Annotated in this window: 16 protein-coding genes; 8 read left to right on the plus strand and 8 right to left on the minus strand. The window is 53.2% G+C overall.

The features are described 5' to 3' along the window. The first annotated feature begins 77 nt into the window (after positions 1–77). Together rsmF and E3U32_RS23105 are read left to right on the plus strand one after the other, a co-directional pair. Positions 78–1,520 (plus strand): 16S rRNA (cytosine(1407)-C(5))-methyltransferase RsmF, encoded by a 1,443-nt coding sequence (rsmF, locus tag E3U32_RS23100; RefSeq protein WP_134350663.1) that lies wholly within the window; start codon positions 78–80, stop codon positions 1,518–1,520. A 106-nt stretch (positions 1,521–1,626) separates the two neighbouring features. Next, the gene (locus E3U32_RS23105) at positions 1,627–1,866 is read left to right on the plus strand and encodes a YebV family protein (RefSeq protein ID WP_008500472.1); all 240 of its coding nucleotides are present in this window, start codon (positions 1,627–1,629) and stop codon (positions 1,864–1,866) included. A gap of 34 nt (positions 1,867–1,900) precedes the next feature. On the opposite strand, the gene pphA is transcribed toward E3U32_RS23105, so the two are convergent. Next, on the minus strand, positions 1,901–2,545 hold the full coding sequence (gene pphA, locus E3U32_RS23110) for a protein-serine/threonine phosphatase (RefSeq protein ID WP_134350664.1): 645 nt from the start codon (positions 2,543–2,545) through the stop codon (positions 1,901–1,903). Between the two features lie 176 nt (positions 2,546–2,721). Here pphA and E3U32_RS23115 point away from each other — a divergent pair, with 176 nt between their 5' ends. Beyond that, complete coding sequence (locus tag E3U32_RS23115; protein ID WP_134350665.1) at positions 2,722–3,663, plus strand: VirK/YbjX family protein; 942 nt, start codon at positions 2,722–2,724, stop codon at positions 3,661–3,663. 407 nt (positions 3,664–4,070) lie between these two features. Here E3U32_RS23115 and E3U32_RS23120 read toward each other — a convergent pair whose 3' ends face one another. The 3 genes from E3U32_RS23120 to yobA are packed head-to-tail and all read right to left on the minus strand — an operon-like array spanning position 4,071 to position 5,668. Beyond that, on the minus strand, positions 4,071–4,409 hold the full coding sequence (locus E3U32_RS23120) for a YebY family protein (protein ID WP_134350666.1): 339 nt from the start codon (positions 4,407–4,409) through the stop codon (positions 4,071–4,073). Between the two features lie 16 nt (positions 4,410–4,425). Beyond that, entirely contained in the window at positions 4,426–5,295 is an 870-nt protein-coding gene (gene copD / locus E3U32_RS23125; protein ID WP_134350667.1) for a copper homeostasis membrane protein CopD, read from the minus strand. A gap of 1 nt (position 5,296) precedes the next feature. Further along, positions 5,297–5,668: a CopC domain-containing protein YobA gene (yobA, locus tag E3U32_RS23130; protein ID WP_134350668.1), complete on the minus strand. Its 372-nt coding sequence runs from the start codon at positions 5,666–5,668 to the stop codon at positions 5,297–5,299. A gap of 137 nt (positions 5,669–5,805) precedes the next feature. On the opposite strand from yobA, the gene E3U32_RS23135 reads away from it, so the two are divergent. From E3U32_RS23135 to exoX, 3 genes are all read left to right on the plus strand, one after another. Next, a complete protein-coding gene (locus E3U32_RS23135) occupies positions 5,806–6,036 on the plus strand; it encodes a DNA polymerase III subunit theta (RefSeq protein ID WP_013096102.1) in 231 nt (76 codons plus the stop codon). 110 nt (positions 6,037–6,146) lie between these two features. After that, positions 6,147–6,797 carry a carbon-nitrogen hydrolase family protein gene (locus E3U32_RS23140; RefSeq protein WP_134350669.1) on the plus strand — a complete coding sequence of 217 codons (651 nt, stop codon included), beginning with the start codon at positions 6,147–6,149 and terminating at the stop codon, positions 6,795–6,797. Between the two features lie 24 nt (positions 6,798–6,821). After that, entirely contained in the window at positions 6,822–7,484 is a 663-nt protein-coding gene (gene exoX / locus E3U32_RS23145) for an exodeoxyribonuclease X (protein ID WP_047345922.1), read from the plus strand. On the opposite strand, the gene ptrB is transcribed toward exoX, so the two are convergent. Beyond that, a complete protein-coding gene (gene ptrB, locus E3U32_RS23150) occupies positions 7,481–9,541 on the minus strand; it encodes an oligopeptidase B (protein WP_134350670.1) in 2,061 nt (686 codons plus the stop codon). The two genes, exoX and ptrB, sit on opposite strands and share 4 nt — an antisense overlap. A 199-nt stretch (positions 9,542–9,740) precedes the next feature. Further along, positions 9,741–9,884, minus strand: a complete 144-nt coding sequence (locus E3U32_RS23155) for an omptin family outer membrane protease (protein ID WP_286164470.1) — start codon at positions 9,882–9,884, stop codon at positions 9,741–9,743. A gap of 216 nt (positions 9,885–10,100) precedes the next feature. On the opposite strand from E3U32_RS23155, the gene E3U32_RS23160 reads away from it, so the two are divergent. After that, a complete protein-coding gene (locus tag E3U32_RS23160) occupies positions 10,101–11,231 on the plus strand; it encodes an MFS transporter (protein WP_134350671.1) in 1,131 nt (376 codons plus the stop codon). Here E3U32_RS23160 and E3U32_RS23870 read toward each other — a convergent pair. Together E3U32_RS23870 and E3U32_RS23170 are read right to left on the minus strand one after the other, a co-directional pair. Continuing rightward, complete coding sequence (locus E3U32_RS23870; RefSeq protein WP_286164471.1) at positions 11,215–13,221, minus strand: MipA/OmpV family protein; 2,007 nt, start codon at positions 13,219–13,221, stop codon at positions 11,215–11,217. The two genes, E3U32_RS23160 and E3U32_RS23870, sit on opposite strands and share 17 nt — an antisense overlap. Before the next feature lie 2 nt (positions 13,222–13,223). Continuing rightward, positions 13,224–14,483: an MASE1 domain-containing protein gene (locus E3U32_RS23170; RefSeq protein WP_166790976.1), complete on the minus strand. Its 1,260-nt coding sequence runs from the start codon at positions 14,481–14,483 to the stop codon at positions 13,224–13,226. A 301-nt stretch (positions 14,484–14,784) separates the two neighbouring features. On the opposite strand from E3U32_RS23170, the gene purT reads away from it, so the two are divergent. Then, complete coding sequence (gene purT / locus E3U32_RS23175; RefSeq protein ID WP_134350673.1) at positions 14,785–15,963, plus strand: formate-dependent phosphoribosylglycinamide formyltransferase; 1,179 nt, start codon at positions 14,785–14,787, stop codon at positions 15,961–15,963. Positions 15,964–15,985 lie beyond the last annotated feature (22 nt).

Consider the following 15,985-nt stretch of genomic DNA (forward strand, 5'->3'; position numbering starts at 1 on the left):
TCTGAAAGGCTCCGGTGTCAACGCACCGGAGCCTTTATGTTACACTGCGCACCTGAACTTTTCCCTGTGGTGTGCCCGTGGCTCAAAACTCCGTATTTCTTCCTGAACAATTCCTGGCGCAGATGCGCGAGGCGCTTCCTTCTCACCTGTCGTTAGACGATTTTATTGCCGCCTGCCAGCGCCCGCTGCGCCGGAGTATTCGCGTCAATACGCTGAAAATCAGCGTCGAAGATTTTCTGACGCTGGTCGCGCCATACGGCTGGCAGCTTACGCCAGTCCCGTGGTGTGCTGAGGGGTTCTGGATCGAACGCGATGATGAAGACGCCGTGCCGCTGGGCAGTACCGCTGAACATCTGAGCGGCCTGTTTTATATTCAGGAAGCCAGCTCGATGCTGCCCGTTGCCGCCCTGTTCGCAGAAGGTAATACGCCTGAACGCGTGATGGACGTCGCTGCGGCGCCCGGCTCGAAAACCACGCAAATTGCCGCCCGGATGGGTAACCGCGGGGCGATCCTCGCCAACGAGTTTTCCGCCAGTCGTGTGAAAGTGCTGCATGCCAATATCAGCCGCTGCGGCATTCGTAATGTCGCCCTGACGCACTTCGACGGACGCGTGTTTGGTGCCGCCTTACCGGAAGCCTTTGATGCCATTCTGCTGGATGCCCCTTGCTCCGGCGAAGGGGTGGTGCGTAAAGATCCCGATGCGTTAAAGAACTGGTCGGTGGAAAGCAATCTTGAGATCGCCGCCACGCAGCGAGAGCTGATCGGGAGTGCCTTTCACGCCCTGCGCCCCGGCGGCACGCTGGTTTACTCCACCTGCACTCTCAACCGCGATGAAAACGAAGACGTCTGTCTGTGGCTGAAAGCGCAATATCCGGATGCAGTCGAGTTCCTGCCGCTTAACGATCTGTTTGCCTCAGCGCATGAAGCCGTCACGCCTGACGGTTTCCTCCATGTGTTCCCGCAAATTTACGACTGCGAAGGGTTCTTTGTGGCCCGTCTGCGTAAAACTGCCGCCGTTGCCCCGCTGCCTGCCCCAACGTTTAAGGTTGGCAACTTCCCGTTCGCACCGCTAAAAGGCCGTGACGCCGGGCAGGTCACCCTCGCCGCGGGTAAAGCAGGACTTAGCTGGGATGAAACGCTCCATCTCTGGCAGCGAGATAAAGAAATTTGGCTGTTCCCGGCGAATATTGAGCCGCTGATTGGCAAAGTCCGTTTCTCCCGCATCGGGATCCGCCTGGCGGAAGTCCATAATAAAGGGTATCGCTGGCAGCACGAGGCCGTCATCGCGCTTGCCGGTCACGACAATACCTTCGCCCTGACGCATCAGGAAGCTGAAGAGTGGTACCGCGGTCGCGATGTCTATCCGGAAAACACGCCATCTAACGATGAAGTGGTGGTGACGTATCAGGGATACCCGCTGGGACTGGCAAAAAAGGTCGGCTCCCGATTGAAAAACAGCTATCCGCGCGAGCTGGTTCGGGATGGTCGGCTGTTTACCGGTAACGATCGCACGGCCTGAAAAAAAGCGCATTTTTTTACTGGCGATTTTGCTCTCCTTGTCTACGATAAAAAATGGGTGATCGCACTGGTCATACCAGATTTTGACAACCGACCCGGAGAGCACTATGACGAAAACCAGCGTGCGTATTGGCGCTTTTGAGATCGACGACGCAGAATTGCGCGGCGAAGCACAAGGCGATCGAACGTTAAGTATTCCCTGCAAATCCGACCCGGATTTGTGTATGCAGCTTGATGCATGGGATGCAGACACCAGCGTCCCGGCAATACTTGATGGCGAACATTCTGTCCTTTACCGTGAGCATTACGATAGCAAAACCGATGCCTGGGTCATGCGCCTTGCCTGACCTAAAGTGAACCCGCCCGAAGGCGGGTTATTTATTACTGCAGCTGCGCCAGCGTGAAGTAACCATCGAAAACAGCGCCCGTATCAATGTAGTGGAGATTATCAAAATCATACCTTCTGTCGACGGGCGTATGTCCGAACCAGAAATGATCCGCGCCGCTGATGCCCTGCCCTTTACCTACCATAAACCCCATCAACCGATCGCGGTCCCATAAAACGCGCTGAGCGCTGACCGGCTTTTGCCAGCGGTATTCGGTTGCCGGATAATCGGCATGGGCAATCACATTCAGGCCGTTAGCACAGGTTATCTCAATGATATGCGGTAAATGGCGACAGTCATTAAGCAACGCCAACGCGTGCGGTTTCTGGTCGCGTTCAAGATGTGCAAACCACATTCCGCCATTCATCGTCCAGAGCGCGAAATCGTTATTATCCAGACTGTCGATTGCCATTTGCTCGTGGTTACCCCGCACGGCGCGAAACCATTTTTCATTGATTAGCTGCAGGCATTTCACGCTGTCAGGGCCACGATCGATCATATCGCCTACAGAAATGAGTAAATCCTCATACGGGTTAAAGTGACGGCGTTTAAGCTCATCCATAAGCCGCTGGTAACAGCCATGTATATCGCTGACAACCCAGACGTGACGCCACAGTCGCCCCTCTATTCGCTGGTACATAGAACCTCCCATAGGGAGTATAGTTGCAGTTGGAATATGCGCAGCGACGCTCTGCGGGAGCGCTTTTCACAAAGCTAAACAAACAGTAAACTAAGGATAAATAAATATTTCACCAGTATTAATCCACTTTTGCATGCCCCCTAAACTATGCATTGCATAAACTTTGAGGTTTTCCCGTGTCAAATACGCGCCTGCAAGACGATGCGCCACATTCGCATCGTACCCATATCATTTCCGAACTGGTGAAAGGTAAACTCGTTCCAGGCCCTATCTGGCAAAAACGCGAGTACCGTCTCAAATTTCTGTTACGTTCACTGCTGTTCTGGTCTTCCACGCATCGCATGCTCGATGCGCTGGCTCGCCGCGACGATTTCGATCAGTTGCTGGCATCGCAAATCACCCTGCCAAGTAAAACACACCGCCAGTATCTGATGCGTGGTATGAACGCTAACGCACGGGCCGACGCCATCATCAGCCATTATCAGTGGATTGACTCCCTGAAAGACGCCGAGCTAATCGCCGCTTTAACCGGACCGCAAGAGCAATCAATCGTTGAGTTTCATGCCAAAGATGGCGTGAGCTATAACGTCAATGCCATGAATGCCAGCAAAGCAGAGCGTGAGGGCGAGTGTACGCTGTGGCTGCGTGATAACGAAAACACCCTGCTTGCAAGCGTGACATTTTGCGTTGCCCGCGAAAACGGCGAATATGTTCTGGTTATTGGCGGTCTTCAGGGCCCACGCCGCAGCGTATCCCGTGATGTGATCAAACAGGCAACCCGTGCCTGTCATGGTCTTTTCCCGAAGCGAGTGTTGATGGAAGTGCTTTTCCAGTTGGCAACGCTCTCCGGTATCAAAGCCATTTATGCGGTCAGCGATGAAGGACACATCTTCCGTGCGCTGCGTTATCGTCTGAGTAAAGGTCGCCATTTCCATGCCAGCTATGACGAGTTTTGGGCCTCTATCGACGGTCAAAAGCGCTCAACCTTCAGCTGGCAGCTACCCTTACAGATGGAACGCAAATCCCTTGAGGAGATTGCCAGTAAAAAACGTGCCGAATACCGCCGTCGCTTTGAACTGCTTGATGAAATTGAAGCGTCCGTTAAATCCCGCTTTTAAGCACGGCTCTTGCTTTTGCTGACTGTACACGAAAATTTAACAAAACAGGCAAAAAGGGCTGGACTTCCGCATGCTGTGTTGTGTTATGTTTTAACAGGACGTACAGGACGTGCGCGCTGTATGAAAAAGATAACGTTGGGATTACGCGTTTACTTTCATACAGATAAAAAGAGACCGAATACGATTCCTGTATTCGGTCCAGGGAAATGGCTCTTGGGAGAGAGCCGTGCGCTAAAAGTTGGCATTAATGCAGGCTAAGTCGCCTTGCCTTTTAAGAATAGATGACGACGCCAGGTTTTCCAGTCCACAGTTAAAGCGGTCGGAAAAAAAGCGTCAGAGCATCATTAAAAGTGAAAAACCGCAGTGCTTTCGCAAGCATCTGCGGTTTTTTATTGGAAACCTGAACGTTAGCAGAGCTTGTCGGCGCGCTCGATAAACGGTGCCAGACTCATTTTCTGTCCCGGATGAGCGGGGTCATCGATCTGAATCACGCCGATCGGCTGGCCGTTGCTCTTGCCGCTGGCCACCTGCTGCTCTGCGGTATCATTTAACGGGTATTGCACCAGCGTGCTCGGGTTAATCGCATACAGAGCATGGCCCGGACGGCAGGTCAGCATCACCTCTTCGCGATTGAAAGCCCATTTGTCCTTACCCACTTCAAAACGGCTGACGGTGATAACCTGCGGTGCGGCAAGCGCGCTCCCCGTGCAGGCCAGCAATACGAGAGAAAGTACTGTCTTTTTCATATGATATTTAACCTTGTCAGAAGGGTTCCCAGGTGGCGAACAGGCTGACCGTTGCCAGCACCAGCGCCCCCAGCACCACTTCTGCCTGTGTCATCCTGATAAAAATCTGTTGTGCCCGCCCGGTCTCCGGACGAAACCGTGGCACCAGAAAATACCGATTTGCCAGCGCAATTACCACCATCAACGCCACCAGCGCACATTTGAACAACAAAAACTGCACGTAGCCAGCCTGCCAGGGAATATGGACGCCCAGAATCAATAGCGTATTAACAACGCCGGTGAGCAGCACACCTGCGACGGCGTAATGGCCTACGCGCGAGAAGCGCATCATGGTATAGATGGCAGCATTCTGCATGCGCCCTTTCGCCAGACGCATGCAGAACAGCAGCGGCAGTAAACCACCAAGCCAGGTCGCCGCACATAGCAGATGAATAGCATGGTTAAGACGCTGCAAAGCCCCCATAGCGCCTTCGTTCATCGCAGCGTGCCCAACTCCAGCGAGCAGGATAAGCTGGCCCATTGCGAGCAGCAGCAGTCGAGAACCTTTCAGCGGTGCAAGCCATGCTGCACCGACCGTAATCGCAGCAAGTATAATTTGCCACAGCCAGACGCCACCAAACTGTGTCCCCATCACGCTGCGCCAGACCTCCGGGGCAAGCACATCTCCCCAGCCGCTTCCCATTAACCCGCCCTGCAGCATAAACATCAGGAGAGCAGACGTCAGGCTGATTAAGGACGCCACTTTCTGCTGCTGCTCGAAACGCCGGGACATCAGACGGTGGAGAGAGGAAGGCGCAAACCAGACGCTGTAAAGCGCATTGCCAAAAACCAGCATTAGCGCCGCAAAATGGATAAAGCGCAACCCGATATAAAACAGCGCCAGCATGCTATTTCACGCTAAAGTAATAGCTGCCTATGGTTTTATGGCCGTCCACAGAGACCACATGCCAGTCGACCTGGTAAATCCCTGACGTCAGCGTTTGCTCCAGCGGCACGGTGAGCTGAGCCTTGTTCTTTTCGTCTCGCGTAGCGGTACCCGTCCTGATGGCCTGCTTTTGCGCATCCGTTACCACCACACCGCTAAATCCAGGTTCGATACCTTCAGAAAAATTCAGCGTAAGCGCCTGCGGCGCGGTTACCAGGCTATCAGCCGCCGGGATCTGCTGTTTAAGATGCGCATGTGCCAGCACGGAGGGCGTAACAAGAGTCGAGGCCAGAAAAACCAGTGCGCCTACCGCACGGGAAGCGGAGAAACTCATCGCAATCATTCCTTTTTGTTATGTCTGTATGCTAAAGAATAATGCTGTATAATAAACGAGTCGAGGATCATCCCGCCCCCGCTTGTCATCGTCGTGCAATCGCGGTAACGTTGCCGCCGCATAATAAGGAGAAGGTAATGAAGATCAATCTGGCCGCCCTTCCTCAGGACGAGATGGATAAAGTGAATGTCGATCTCGCTGCCGCTGGCGTCGCTTTCAAAGAGCGTTACAACATGCCCATCGTGGCTGAAGTCGTTGAACGTGAACAACCCGCCCATCTGCGCGACTGGTTTCGCGAAAGGTTAATCGCCCACCGTCTCGCCTCGGTCAACCTCTCACGTCTACCGTACGAGCCTAAAGTTAAATAAGCTTAACGAGTCGTTACATTTCCTTACGCGGAATCTGCCAGGATAAGAAGACCCTGATTAATTTAGGTGTATTCTTAAATCCCTGCGACTCAGTGTATAAGGAAGTCACGATGTCACATTGGAATATAGCGGCAGCCCAGTATGGCGGGCAGCATCAGAATATCGATGAACACGTTACGCACCACCTCCGCTTCATTGCTGAAGCAGCACGGCAGCATTGCGATTTGCTGGTATTCCCTGAACTCTCATTGACGGGCTCAGACGCGCCGATGTTACCTTCCCCACCCGGCGACGCGCAGCTGCAACCCCTGCTTAACGCAGCACATTTTTATCGGATTACGGTTATTGCCGGGCTCCCCCTTGAGCTGAATGGCCACTGCCAGAAAGGCCTCGTGCTGTTTTCGCCCTCTCGCCAGAGCATTTTGCGCTATCCCCAGGGGAGCGGAGCAAGTCTGGTGCCAGGAGATAAACAGCTCACCATCATTGATGCACATGCTGATTCCCCCCTTCTCGATCCCAGGGCAACGCTTGTTACCAGCTGTCAGTCTGTGGGGGATAACCGCTGGCGGCAGTCCATCAGTTCCCTGCAGCGATTTGCGCATAAATATGCCATTGCGGTGTTAATGGCGAATGCCTGCGGCGGCAGCGCGCTGTGGGATGAAAAAGGCCAGCTGATCGTCCGGGCGGATAAAGGCGAGCTGCTGTTAACCGGCACGCTCAGCAGACGGGGTTGGCAAGGCGATATCATTCCTTTAGGCTAAGCGTTTTAAGCTCAGGAGTTTTCCATGCTGCGCGTCATCGATACCGAAACTTGCGATCTTCAGGGCGGAATTGTGGAAGTGGCCTCTGTCGACGTGGTGGACGGTAAAATCGTCAACCCAATGAGCCATCTGGTGCGTCCCGATCGCCCCATCAGCCCACAGGCAATGGCTATCCATCGCATTACCGAATCGATGGTGGCGGATAAGCCATGGATAGAAGAGATCATTCCCCACTATTACGGTAGCCCGTGGTACGTCGCGCATAACGCCAGCTTTGACCGCCGGGTGTTACCTGAAATGCCAGGTGAATGGATTTGTACCATGAAGCTGGCGCGCCGCCTCTGGCCGGGGATTAAATACAGTAACATGGCGCTGTACAAGTCCCGCAAGCTCAGCGTTCGTACCCCCGAGGGACTTCACCATCACCGCGCCCTGTATGACTGCTATATCACCGCCGCGCTACTCATTGATATAATGAATATCTCTGGCTGGACGCCGGATGATATGGCGACAATTACCGGTCGCCCTGCGCTTCTGACCACGTTCACCTTTGGTAAATACCGGGGCAAAGCGGTGTCGGATATTGCGGATAAAGACCCGGGCTATTTGCGCTGGCTGTATAACAACCTCGACAAAATGAGCCCGGAGCTGCGCTTAACGCTGAAACATTATCTGGGCGAGGCTTAACGCTCCGCACGGCCTGGCAGCGTGTCCTGCGCCAGGCCTATCAAAAAGGCATATTCCAGTGCTACCCCTTCATACGATTTAAACCGTCCCGATTTCCCGCCGTGTCCGGAGTCCATGTCCGTACACAGCAGCAACAGATTGTCATCGGTTTTCAGTTCCCGCAGTTTTGCCACCCATTTTGCTGGCTCCCAGTATTGAACCTGAGAATCATGCAAACCGGTAGTCACCAGCATATGGGGATAGGCTTTTGCCTCCACGTTGTCGTACGGGCTGTACTCTTTCATATAGCGGTAGTAGAGCTCATCCTGCGGATTTCCCCACTCTTCAAACTCCCCGGTTGTAAGTGGGATGGATTCATCGAGCATGGTCGTGACCACATCGACAAAAGGAACCTGCGCGACAATCCCCTTAAAGCGGTCGGGACGTTGGTTGATAACCGCCCCCATCAGCATGCCGCCCGCGCTGCCGCCCATTCCAAAGCAGAGCTGCGGATCGCCATAGCCCTGCTCAACCAGCGCATCGCAGACGTCGAGGTAGTCATTAAACGTGTTTTTCTTTTTCAGGAACTTCCCGTCTTCATACCAGTGCTGCCCCAGTTCGCCGCCGCCGCGAATATGGGCGATGGCAAAAACGAAGCCGCGATCGAGCAGGCTTAACCTGCTGCTGCTGAAATCGGCGTCCATGCTTGAGCCATAAGAGCCGTAGCCGTAGACCAGGATCGGATTTTTGCCTTTCTGGAAATGTGCTTTGTGATAGACGAGCGAGACGGGCACTTCCACCCCATCGCGGGCGATAACCCACACGTGCTCGCTTCGGTAGTTTTCAGACTCAAACCCTTTTACCTCGGTCTGTTTAATCACCTGACGCTGCCCGGTATCCATATCCAGCTCAAACAGGGTGTCCGGTGTGGTCATGGATGAGTAGCCATAGCGTAACCGCGACGACTCGGGTTCAGGGTTGAAACCAATCCACGTCACGTAGGCCGGGTCGTCGAACGCAATCCCCACCACTTCCCGGGTTTTACGGTTAATTTGCCGGATACTGGTCAGCCCCCGCTGGCGCTCTTCCACCACCAGCCAGTCGGTAAACAGGGTGAACCCTTCCAGCATCACCTGATCCCGCGCGGGAATAAGTACCTCCCATTTGCGCTCATCGCGCACTTTGGTTTTATAAAGACCAAAGTTTTTGCCCTCGCGATTCGAACGCAAATAAAAACTGTGCTGGAAGTGATCCAGGCTGTACTCATGATCCTTGCGGCGCGGCAGGAAGCAGAGCGGCTGGGCATCAGGCAGTTCGGCGTCCAGCAGCAGGACTTCCGACGTCGTCGCGCTGGCAAGGACGATAATCACATAGTGGCGTGAAGAGGTTTTATGCAGGCTGACATAGAACGTTTCGTCTTTCTCTTCATAGACCAGTTCGTCGTCTGCGGAGTCCGTCCCCACGGTGTGTCGCCATACCTGATAAGGCAGCAGCGTGGAAGCATGCTTTTTGACGTAGTAAACCGTCTCGGAATCATTCGCCCAGACAAAATCCGGGGAAACGTTCTCCAGCATTTCAGGATACCAGTTACCGGTGTCCAGATTGCGAAAACGCAGGCCATACTGGCGACGGGAGAGGTAATCCTCCGCCAGCGCCATCACCGCGTTATCCGGAGAAATGGACATGCCGCCCAGAGTATAAAACTCGCTGTGGGCAGCGCGCTGGTTGGCATCCAGCAGAATATCCCACTCGTCCCATTCTGCGCTTAACACCGACTGACGCTGGTAGATGGGATACTCATTGCCGGGCTCGTAAATATGGCGATAGCGATAGCCGTTTTTGGTCCAGGGCGCGGAGATATCGCGCTGGGGAATGCGCTGCACCATTTCATTCAGCAACTGGTCCTGAAGCGTTTGCTGGCTGGACATGACCTTGCGGCCATAGTCGTTTTCCTCGTGCAGGTAGTCGAGCACCTCTGGCCGGGAGCGTGAATCGTCCCGTAGCCAGTAATAGTTGTCTATGCGCGTATCGCCATGCGTGGTGATCGCATAAGGAGTACGTCGGGCTTTCGGTGGCATGTCATCATTCTTTTAAGTTTTACACCCTATAAGGTTGGCAAAACCCACGCATGATGCAAGCGAAACAGTGTCGCAGCCCATGCGTTAAGGTAACTCCGCTGCATAACGTGATCGACATCAATGGCGGCACGGCTGAGGCAATAGAGTTCAGGCGGCTGATGTCGATGGATAATTCCCAGTTACGGTTTTGCATGCCGCCTCAGTTGTTTTCTGACTGAGACCCGCTATTATCCCATTGCTTAATTTCACCTTTATTATTGGGATAATAAGTATAAGTAACTTCGATAAATATTTTCACATGCGGCGTAACCCAATAATCGAAGGTGTCATTTTTCGCCGTCATGCTAAAACGGGTTTCCTGATAACCAGCGATAACACCTGCCCTATACTGGTCTATTGAATGTTATAAGTTACTAACACGTCTCCCATGCGGTCTCCTATACTTACTTTCCCAACGAACGTGGCTCTGCTATACAGCGCGGTAAGCAAAACCGTCACTGAACCGTTACTGCCAGCGTATAATAGATATAGCGATCAATTGTTGCGGTAAAAACGGATTATGATATCAATTAAGAGATTGATTGCATTAATTTTTTCGGTTTCGGTGTTTAGTCTGACTTATGGACTTAGTTCACCGCTCATCGCTTTTAAATTACATGCCGCAGGGATGAGTGAAAGTATGCTCGGCTTTAACGCCGCCATGCATGCCGTCGGCGTATTTATTATCGCCCCATTTTTACCCGCTTTATTTCATAAGTTTCGTCCGGTTACTTTGATAGTGGCATCGCTGACAGCGATAGCCATCATTTTTATGTTATTCACCGTTGTCCCTCTGCCGGTTTGGTTTGTGTTACGCATGGGGCTGGGGCTATTCAGTGAAATCATCATGGTGCAAACTGAGACCTGGCTTAACGGAAGCACGGTCGAGCGGGCAAGGGGAAAAGTGCTGGCACTGTATACCAGTGGCATGTCTCTTGGCTTTGCCTCCGGACCGCTAATTCTGGCATGGACAGGCAGCAAGGGCGATCTTGCCTTTTATGCCGCAGCCCTGCTGGCAGCAATCGCCATTATTCTTATCGCCGCCACGGGCATGCCCCGGACTAACGGACATCACGATACTCCCTCAACACTTCGTGATAGCCTGAAGCTGGCAACATTGCCGGTGATAGCCACGATGCTGAACGCCTCAGTAGAAGTTCTTGGGATGAATTTTCTGTCACTGTACGCAACCCGGTTAGGCTGGAGTGAATCCGCGTCAGCTCTTCTGATTTCGGTGCTAATGTTTGGCGCTATTATTTTGCAGTTACCCATTGGCTGGCTAGCCGATAAGGTTAACCGGTTGATGTTGATGAGATCCCTGGCGTTTATCGCTGCTGTACTGGCGTTTGTCTGGCCACATATTCTCGCGTTTCACTTGCTCTCTTACGCCATGCTGTTTCTCTGGGGGGGAATTTTCGTCGGTATTTATACCGTCGCCATCACCTGGGTAGGGGAGCGTTTTAAGGGAGGGCAACTGGCGGGGATCTACGCCGCTATGTCGGTGGCCTGGGGCGTCGGCGCGATGGCCGGACCGCTTCTGGGTGGTGTTGCGATGCAGTTTTCCCTGCATGGGCTGCCCTGGCTGACAGCTGCACTGTGCCTGCTGTTTGCCCTGGTCAGCCTGTTTCGTCCGTTCAGAAGCTATAGCTAAAGCCAACTGTCAATTCAGCGATTGCATTTTTGTTGACCATCGGGCTGTCGGTGATGGTTGAGGAGTAGAAACGTCCCGTGACTTCAGCCCAGCTATTCCAGTTATTTTGCCAGTCATAGTTTGCCGCCAGAGTGATAAAAGGTATGGCGCTGGCGTGAGGGCGCCACGCGTCAAGTCCCGAACGCCTCGCTTCGTCATCCGAGATACCATAGTAGTAGCGGTTTTGTTGGCCATTATCCCAGTCGACACCGGCCATGGGAACCAGCGTCAGGCCGCCCCATTGTTTCATCAGGATCCAGCTGAAATTAGCCGTAACCCCTTTACTCTGATTCAGTGTGTCAACACCCAATGTAGTCTGAAAGCCACCAAACGGGGTTGTATACAAATAGCTGGCTCCGGCCAGCAGAGTGCTGTGGCGATTATTTAAACTGCGAAGAGCCGCGGTGCGCCCTTCGGAAGCGTCATATTGCACGTCCAGATACTCTATTTTCAGCTTCAGCGTATTGGAGGGTGAGTCAATAAGAGTGTACCCCAGCTCCGTGCCGTCGATATAAAACTGCTTATAATTCAGCCCAATATAGGGTAGTACCCAATTTTCAGCATGACGATCGTTATAAGGCGTGCCGTAACTTCCGCCCTGCAGCCCCAGCGAGATGGCCGAGGCCGGACAAGGTACAAAGGGCAACGCCGCAAGCGCGACAAAGAGACCAACAAAAATTTTCCTTTTGATAAACGTCAACAGTGAGAGCTTATCCGGATGAACAATCGCATGAAGCGCCCGGGTGTAGTCCAGCACCAGCCCTGGCGTCCATGCCATGGTTGTGGCTCGCTTACGCAGTTGGGCAGCAATCCACAGTTCAGGAACAAACAGAAGGCGTATGAAGCCAACATATGAGCAACGCTCGCGCAATACGCCGTCAAGAGCGGCTTCCAGCGCATAGGCCACGCTACTGGAACAGTTGCGCCAGGTCAGGTTATAGGTCTCGTTCTGCCGATAACGCGTCCAGAAACCGATAAGTGATGGGGCATTAAACGTTGAAAAGACGATTTTACGATCTGATTCGCACCAGGCCCGCGCCTCTGAGGCATAATCGGACTGGAACTTGCCGGCAACAGTATTCTCTTCAACCGCCTTCAGGGTATTAAAAAACTCAGATGGCGACCGGTCGATATCTGCTGCCGGATAGAGACTGATATACAGAGATGGCGGTAATTCCAGTGCGGCATGTCCGGTAGAGATCACGCCATTGGCATCCACGGCGGCAATGTAGCGGTTAATCACAGGTCTCCGAAGAGGCTCATTTTCCGCTGATCCTTCTGGTGTCCAGACATGAACAGTCAACCGGCCAGTAGCGGGCATATCCATCGCGGGCGTCTGTTCGACTGTGGGCGTCACGAGATCGCGCGGTGCAAGTATATCAAATACCGAGGAACCGTTTTTAATGCGCAGCATCCGTAACGACAAACGCACTGAATGGATACCACCGGTAATTAGCACCATTCCGATAAACTGCGATACCGTGCCATCATGTTCAGTGGGGTAAGGTAAAAACAGAAAAACAGAAAAAATGATTTGCCATACACCAGATAAAAGGGACCGCTGCCACTGTCTAAAGCGCACGACCAATGCAGAGGCAATGACAAAAAGCCCGGTGATGAAATAAGCCATGCCAAAAACAATCGCCAGTACCAGGTTACCGTTGTGGTGGCCCACCAGGATTAGCATGGCAATCAAAAAAAAGAGTCCGCCTTTAAAATAAAATATCCCACGCTGAGTACCACGGGCAGCTGAACCCATAAGCAGAGATACGACACTGTCAGTCAGCAGCAGCAGGCCAAACACGTGCAGCGGGAAATGACGCTCTCCCTGCAGACCATCGATAAAGATCGACAGGCCAAGACCTCCCCACACTATGCCTGAGAACATAAACACCGGGGCCGCTTTTCTGACAAAGGCCGCGCCAGCAAGTAAAAAAGCAATTTGCAACATAATTACTGTTTCCCTTTCGGTGCCGATTTATACAACCCGGGACGTGATTCAACCCAAAACCCGATAATGGCAGTAGCATCATTTGCCGTGACCAACAGCGTCCTGGTCTCAATCATATTCAACAACGTCTGGTCGTTCAGCTGCAGGGTAAAGCGAAAGGTGTCCGTTACGTCGTTACGCGCGACAACGGTCTGCCAGCGTGCCTGCAATTGCGATTTTTGCCCGTCATCAGGAATACAGGCCAGCAGTTCATCTCGGGTGCGAATGCAAGCAAGTTCGGTGCGCAGCGGGTAATCCGTATGGGGATTCCAGACAATCTGGCCTGAATCAGGATTGAGCGAATAGGCGATTTCCCGTGTTGCGGTCTCAACAGCGCCTGGCTGCATGCGTTTTAGCGCTCTGATAAAAACAATCAGCAGAGCCGCCCCCGAAAGATAACTCTGGGCCAGAATAATCGACTGTTCGGTATTCAGTCTGGCAATATAAAAAGGTCCAGTCTCATACCACGATGCCCCTATCACGACCATACTAAATAGAATGAATGCCACTGAGCCGGGCCGGTTGCCACACAGCACGGCGGCGATAGTTACCAGTACCAGCGGCACGCACGCCAGAGAGTAGGTCAGGGCAATATTTTCGACATTATCCGGCGTTCGCACGAAGATTAGAAACGTCACAACCAGAACGACAACGGACAAGAGATACGCCAGCCAGCCACGCCGGGGTTCGTTATAGCCGATCAACCCAACCAGCGCGGGTGTGGTGAACAGGGTGCCAGAAACGTTGGCGCTCCACCAAATCCATATTCCTTTTATCAACGGCGCGCCGTTATAAAAGCGGAGCCATAACACGCCCAGCATTGCCGCCAGCGCGCTAATAATGATGGTGGAAATAATCCATGTAACAACCTTATGCAGCTCATCATGGTGAGAGGAAAAATAACGAACGCACCATGCAATAGCCAGATCGTTTACCAGTGATATGCTCGCCAGCACCAGAGAGACTGTTAATTGATGATGGAAAGTCAGATCCAGCAATAAATGCGTAATAAAAAAGGCAATAAAAAGCAGCGTCCAACTTCGGCGGGGGGAAATAAGGAAAGCACTGACCGCCACTCCAGCGGGGAGCCATATAAAAGCGACCCGATTACCCGGGTCATCTATGGTTAAGGAGAGATATCCCAACAGGTAGTAGAGCATTCCCCACGTCAGCATTGTTAATGACCATATTTTTTGCTCACCTTTTAATGCCCTGTTTTGCATAATTATCTCCCACAAGCTTATCTGTCCCGTCATGCGTAATGAGGGGCGAAATGCCTAAATATGATCACCTCAATTGAATAGATTACAAAACAGTTGCGCTTCCTGCCCAGAAATGATCATCGACGGAACCTGACTGTATGTATTAACCGGCAGCAATACCCCTGCTGCAGATGACCCGGGCATTAGGGGGATTAATTTTTGGGTACTATATCCCAGGAAAAATGGTTTCAATTTCCTATATGCCAGGACAGACGCAAACGTTTTCGTTTATACTGCGCGCAACTTTTTCAGGGGGATTGTTATGATTCGTTTAGGAACCGCGCTGCGACCTGCAGCGACGCGAGTGATGCTGTTGGGATCGGGCGAACTGGGCAAAGAGGTCGCCATTGAGTGTCAACGTTTAGGCGTGGAAGTCATTGCCGTCGACCGTTACGCCGACGCACCCGCCATGCACGTCGCCCATCGTTCTTATGTGATTAACATGCTGGATGGCGAAGCCCTTCGTCAGCTGATTACGCGCGAGAAGCCGGATTTCGTTGTGCCGGAAATTGAAGCCATCGCCACCGATACGCTGATCGCCCTTGAACAGGAAGGTCAGCGCGTGGTGCCTTGCGCAAAAGCCGCAAAGCTGACCATGAACCGCGAAGGCATTCGTCGCCTGGCGGCGGAAGAGCTGGAATTGCCCACCTCGAGCTACCGTTTTGCTGGCGATAAAGCCGCATTCCTGCAGGCCGTCGACGAGATTGGCTATCCGTGCATCATTAAGCCGGTAATGAGCTCCTCCGGTAAGGGGCAGAGCTTCATTCGCGACAGCAGCACGCTGGACAAGGCGTGGGATTATGCCCAGCAGGGTGGCCGCGCCGGAGCCGGTCGCGTGATTGTCGAAGGCGTGGTGAAGTTTGATTTCGAGATCACCCTGCTGACGGTCAGCGCCGTTGACGGCGTCCATTTCTGTGACCCTATTGGCCACCGCCAGGAAGATGGCGATTACCGTGAATCCTGGCAGCCGCAGCAGATGAGCGCCCTTGCGCTGGAACGTGCGCAGGCGATCGCTCGTAAGACCGTCCTGGCGCTGGGCGGATATGGCCTCTTCGGCGTGGAGCTGTTTGTTTGCGGTGATGACGTGATTTTCAGCGAAGTCTCCCCTCGCCCGCATGACACCGGCATGGTCACGCTCATTTCGCAGGATCTTTCCGAATTCGCCCTGCACGTGCGCGCGTTCCTCGGCCTGCCCGTCGGCGGTATCCGCCAGTACGGTCCGGCTGCCTCAGCGGTGATCCTGCCGCAATTAACCAGCCAGAACGTCACGTTTGATAACGTCGACGCGGCGGTGGGCGCAGGGCTGCAGGTGCGTTTGTTCGGCAAGCCGGAAATCGACGGCTCCCGTCGTCTTGGCGTGGCATTAGCCACCGGGAATAACGTGGATGATGCCGTGGCGAGAGCGAAAGCGGCCGCAGCGAACGTAAAGGTAGCAGGATAAAAAAACGGGCCGTAAGGCCCGT

It is taken from the genome of Lelliottia nimipressuralis (assembly GCF_004402045.1).
In the GTDB taxonomy this organism is placed as follows: Bacteria; Pseudomonadota; Gammaproteobacteria; order Enterobacterales; family Enterobacteriaceae; genus Enterobacter; species Enterobacter chinensis.

Coding starts and splice junctions, on each gene's coding strand:
- E3U32_RS23105 (WP_008500472.1), top strand. CDS start 1,627: ATGACGAAAACCAGCGTGCGTATTGGCGCTTTTGAGATCGACGACGCA.
- pphA (WP_134350664.1), bottom strand. CDS start 2,545: ATGTACCAGCGAATAGAGGGGCGACTGTGGCGTCACGTCTGGGTTGTC.
- E3U32_RS23120 (WP_134350666.1), bottom strand. CDS start 4,409: ATGAAAAAGACAGTACTTTCTCTCGTATTGCTGGCCTGCACGGGGAGC.
- copD (WP_134350667.1), bottom strand. CDS start 5,295: ATGCTGGCGCTGTTTTATATCGGGTTGCGCTTTATCCATTTTGCGGCG.
- yobA (WP_134350668.1), bottom strand. CDS start 5,668: ATGAGTTTCTCCGCTTCCCGTGCGGTAGGCGCACTGGTTTTTCTGGCC.
- E3U32_RS23135 (WP_013096102.1), top strand. CDS start 5,806: ATGAAGATCAATCTGGCCGCCCTTCCTCAGGACGAGATGGATAAAGTG.
- E3U32_RS23140 (WP_134350669.1), top strand. CDS start 6,147: ATGTCACATTGGAATATAGCGGCAGCCCAGTATGGCGGGCAGCATCAG.
- exoX (WP_047345922.1), top strand. CDS start 6,822: ATGCTGCGCGTCATCGATACCGAAACTTGCGATCTTCAGGGCGGAATT.
- ptrB (WP_134350670.1), bottom strand. CDS start 9,541: ATGCCACCGAAAGCCCGACGTACTCCTTATGCGATCACCACGCATGGC.
- E3U32_RS23155 (WP_286164470.1), bottom strand. CDS start 9,884: ATGACGGCGAAAAATGACACCTTCGATTATTGGGTTACGCCGCATGTG.
- E3U32_RS23160 (WP_134350671.1), top strand. CDS start 10,101: ATGATATCAATTAAGAGATTGATTGCATTAATTTTTTCGGTTTCGGTG.
- E3U32_RS23870 (WP_286164471.1), bottom strand. CDS start 13,221: ATGTTGCAAATTGCTTTTTTACTTGCTGGCGCGGCCTTTGTCAGAAAA.
- E3U32_RS23170 (WP_166790976.1), bottom strand. CDS start 14,483: ATGCAAAACAGGGCATTAAAAGGTGAGCAAAAAATATGGTCATTAACA.
- purT (WP_134350673.1), top strand. CDS start 14,785: ATGATTCGTTTAGGAACCGCGCTGCGACCTGCAGCGACGCGAGTGATG.